Below are 4,157 nucleotides of genomic sequence, written 5' to 3'. Positions count from 1 at the left end.
GTTGTTAGTTCGTTTTCTGCGGCGTTGTTTGTTCCACGTGGTTTCATTGAGTAGCCGCTTTGAGACTACGCCTGACTTAAGTGCATCAAAACACATAAATTTTATTGTTTGCAAAGTTTAAAATTACGTAAAATCAACGCTTTGGGTTTGCAAACTAACAAACTGCTCAAGAGGGATTCGCAACGCGTGGCATTTTTACTATGCGTTGATTTTAGTGATTAAGGTGGTTTTCGGCGGCTTCGGTATTGCGTTTGCTCACCCCTTAGCAGGGCGTTAGTACGGGATGGGCATCAAAGGTTGTAAAATTTGGTGTTTATTGGTTTCTTTGCTCTGCTTTACAGCGGTTCAAATGTGCCTTTCACGTTCTCTCCGGTGGCACTGGATGCGCAGTGATCGCGTTGTGAAAAGTCGTTTACGGTTTCTAACTTTCGGGCAATTTCATTGGCGCGGCTTCTTTCTCGCGGATGGTTTCTCGGTGACAAATCGTTTCTTTGGTGCCGTCGGGAAAGTTCGAAGTCAGTCTCCTTTGCTAATTTAAAGGTGCTGAAAATCATCGAGTCTTGCGTGTTTTTCTTCTAGCCAACTCGCGTTTTGAGTATTGGTTTGAGATTGGCAGTTGTCCGTTTAGCTTTCGCGTTTTAAGCTAAAATTTCGTGCTATATTTCAATGCCTTGGCAAATACCATAAGCTTTAAGGGCAGCGCACTAACAAGCTGCTCAAGAGGGATTCACAACGCGTGGCATTTTTACTATGCGTTGGTTTTAGTGATTAAGGTGGTATGCAGCAACATCGGTATTGCGTTGCTCACCCCTTAGCAGGGCGTTATACCGCAAAGGAGAAATCAATGATAAAGCAAGTAAGCGTTACAGATCAGTCGCTTTTATCTCTATCAAAAACAAGCTTCTCCGAGCTACGAAAAATCTATCGCCCAACTTCCGAAGCTCAAAGAAATCAAGCTAGTTCAGCAAATGAGTGGACTTGTTTGGGATATTATTTGGATCACCAGCTAGTGGGTCTTATAAAGGTTAAGTTGTCAGGCAAGACGCTTAATTTAAGTACACTTGCTGTCATGCCAGAATGTCGTAAAAAAGGCGTAGCTCGAAGCTTAATTTTAGAAGCAGAGCGTATGTTCTCAAATGCAGGCTTGCTTTCAGTCTGGTGCGTTGAGCAAACTGGAAATGTAGAGATCTTTGAGGCACTAGGTTTCAAGGTTGCGGAACGTATTGAGTCAGATATTTTTGAATTGGCTGACAGCTCAAACGTTAAAGCAATAGAAGTTCGTCTGGAGCGGCAGGCAGCGGTATAACAAAGCGTTTAAGGCAGATTCCCAACGCATGGCATTTTTCATTCCATCGTTGGGTTTTGTGTTTAAGGTGGTATGGTTAGGTTTCGTGGTGGCGTTGCTCACTACTTAACGCGGCGTTATGTGTAAATAGGTGGAGAAGTAAGTTTGTCAAAAGATATATCTCTTATCGAGACTTTAAAAAAATCAGATTTAGGCTCGGTATCAACGGAATTGGCTGAAATTGCGATTGATGGTGTTCTGACCGAAGGTGTATTAAAGGATATACCAGTAGTAAATACGCTTATAGCTACATATAAAGCAGGGCAAAGTGTGCGAGACAACCTCTTTAATCGAAAGCTTTTGCGGTTTTTGAATGAGGTGAGTGATATTCCACCTTTGGAAAGGGCTGAAGTTATAAGTAAGCTAGAGAGCTCTCCAGGGGATGTTGGTGAGATGCTATTGCTTAGTTTAGATAGGTTAGATAATTTGGTTAAGCCTGAACTACTTGCAAAAGCTTTTCTGCTATTGGCAAATGATGAAGTGTCAGTCAAAGAGTTTTACGATCTAAAAACAATAATTGAAAATATCAATATGAATGATGTAGAGGAAATTAAAAAATTCTACGAAGACTACCTATATTGTCCAAATGAACTAATCTCATCATTATTGCAGACAAAACTTGCAGCTATTAACGAAGGAGGCATCATGGATCACGCCCATCCTTTATTTAAAACTACCAAAATAGGGCGCACTTTTTTAACTAAAGTTGCAAATATTGAGCTCAACATAAAAAAATACACATAACAAAGCATTTAAGAGTGATTCCCAACGCTTGGCATTTTTCATTCCATCGTTGGGTTTTGTGTTTACGGTGGTATGGTTAGGTTTCGTGTTAGCGTTGCTCACACCTTAATGCGGCGTTATGTGTCCATTCAGAGGTTATCGAATGTCATTAAATATTCATGAAAGATGCAAATCAAGACTAATTGAGGTTATTGCAGAACAGCTAGGTAATATCCAAGTTAAAAACAAGATGTTCATTGAGCGTGCATCCTGTATTGGTTTATTATCCGCAGAGTCAATCTTACCTAATTCAGGAGATATAAAAGAAACACTAAAGGACTCAATAGGCGAGATTCCAATATTTGAGTTTGTGTATGAAAGTATTTCTAGAGAATTGGCTGAAAACATTGAATATGATTCTGCTTTAACATTAGTAAAGCTTACAGACATTGAGGGCTATCAAGACACTGTCGAGGTCGCTACTCGACTAGTTCACGAATTTGACAGTTTGCCATGGCAATACACTTTCAGTATTGAAATGAATAGTGATATGGCAAAGTTGATTCAAGAGAATATAGGTGTCTTTGAAGTATCTGAAAGTATGGCTATTCGAAAGTCAGATGAAGACTTCTCATCAACTTACCCACCTATGTCGGGAATTGAGGAAAGAGACAAGTCTATTTCGAGTCGCGGATTGCTTTCATTATTCACAGAACATTCTTGGAATGCTTCAGGTGCTTTTCTGCAAATAAAAAACAACGGCTTTGTAGGGCAATATGGTCCAGCAGAAACACATACGCAAGTAGTAGAAAAATTAAAGTCATTTTGTGGGTTGGGCATAGCCCTAAGACTTTTTAAGATCAATCCAACATATCGCTCTACCCCCACAAAAGCGAAGTTTTACATCCATAAAGCTGAGCGTGATAACTGGGTAATGCTAGGTAAGCATGAACTGGATTATGATGTTTCCGATACGTTTCACGACTTGGTTATCCATGACTTAGATGGGGTGCTTGATACTCAAGACAAGCAGACTTCATGGGTGAATGTAAGATTGAGGGAAATGAGAACGGTTTTTTCGTGTGAGAACTTATCAAAAACTCACAAGTTGCTTTTGGCTTGCCAGTGGCTATTTGAAAGCTATAGCGGGAAAAATGAACTGCTATCCTTCGTTCAAACTACGGTTGTTATTGAGATTCTCCTGGGTGACAAAGCTTCGTCGGAACAAGTAGGGCTAGGTGCATTATTAAGAAATCGTTGTGCATATTTGATAGGTGTAAGCCAAACGCAACGAGATGAAATATTAGATGACTTCCAAAAAATATATGATGTTAGATCCAAAATTGTACATGGTGGTAAAAGTAGGCTCAATTACATTGAGCGAGGACTTTTAGGTAAATTACAATGGATGTGTAGAAGAGTAATTCAAGAGGAAGTGAAACTACTCTCTGAAGACGAGAAAAAGGACACATAACAAAGCATTTAAGAGTGATTCGCAACGCTTGGCGTTTTCGCTTCGCTCAAGTATAGCCAAGCGTCGCTCACACCTTAATGCGGCGTTAGTCGCCAGAAAAAGCTAGTAATCAAAATCATGTTTCTAAGCTCAAAATCTGGCAGTTGCTTGTTTAGCGCACAAGTTCATCGTCGATGGTCAAAAATCAGTTTCAGAAGTTTAAAGTCCAAAGTTTTGCAAGTGCCCAAGCGGTTTTTTATTCTTTGGTGCTGACAGAACAGGGCAATCGTTCCTCTGTTCTTGGTTGCAACTCTGCCCGGTGAGTTTGTTGGTTCAAAAGCACATCTACTCGCTGAAATGACGTTTTCTCTGGTGTGGTAAGTTCCACGTGGTTTCAGTGACTTTGTTGAAAGTCCGTACTGTGAGATTGGCTTTCCAAAAGCGCTTTTTGGTGTTGTCAGTCCGTTTTCTACGGCGTTGTTTGTTCTAAGTGGTTTCATTGAGTAGCCGCTTTGAGACTACGCCTGACTTAAATGGATCAAAGCACATAAAGTTTGTTGTTCGCAAAGTTTAGTTCGGCTTAAAATTGTCGCTCGGTGCCTCGCGACTAACAAACTGCTCAAGAGGGATTCGCAA

General features: G+C 40.5%; 3 protein-coding genes. All 3 read left to right on the top strand.

The window, feature by feature from the left end:
* Window positions 1–844: 844 nt before the first annotated feature.
* The 3 genes from MHO32_RS25295 (at window position 845) to MHO32_RS25285 (ending at window position 3,542) form a co-directional block, all read left to right on the top strand.
* Window positions 845–1,306 (top strand): GNAT family N-acetyltransferase, encoded by a 462-nt coding sequence (locus MHO32_RS25295; RefSeq protein ID WP_239214914.1) that lies wholly within the window; start codon window positions 845–847, stop codon window positions 1,304–1,306.
* A 144-nt stretch (window positions 1,307–1,450) separates the two neighbouring features.
* Entirely contained in the window at window positions 1,451–2,089 is a 639-nt protein-coding gene (locus tag MHO32_RS25290; protein WP_239214912.1) for a hypothetical protein, read from the top strand.
* A 142-nt stretch (window positions 2,090–2,231) separates the two neighbouring features.
* Window positions 2,232–3,542, top strand: a complete 1,311-nt coding sequence (locus tag MHO32_RS25285) for a HEPN domain-containing protein (RefSeq protein WP_239214910.1) — start codon at window positions 2,232–2,234, stop codon at window positions 3,540–3,542.
* Window positions 3,543–4,157: the final 615 nt, after the last annotated feature.

The organism is Vibrio sp. MMH1-50, assembly GCF_022347645.1.
Taxonomy (GTDB): Bacteria; Pseudomonadota; Gammaproteobacteria; order Enterobacterales; family Vibrionaceae; genus Vibrio; species Vibrio harveyi.
The sequence above is the reverse complement of the archived record's forward strand: the minus strand, read 5'-3'. Positions and strand labels throughout refer to the sequence as shown.

What these genes read in the sequence shown, in the direction of transcription:
- MHO32_RS25295 (WP_239214914.1), top strand. Translation starts at nt 845, where the DNA reads ATGATAAAGCAAGTAAGCGTTACAGATCAGTCGCTTTTATCTCTATCA.
- MHO32_RS25285 (WP_239214910.1), top strand. Translation starts at nt 2,232, where the DNA reads ATGTCATTAAATATTCATGAAAGATGCAAATCAAGACTAATTGAGGTT.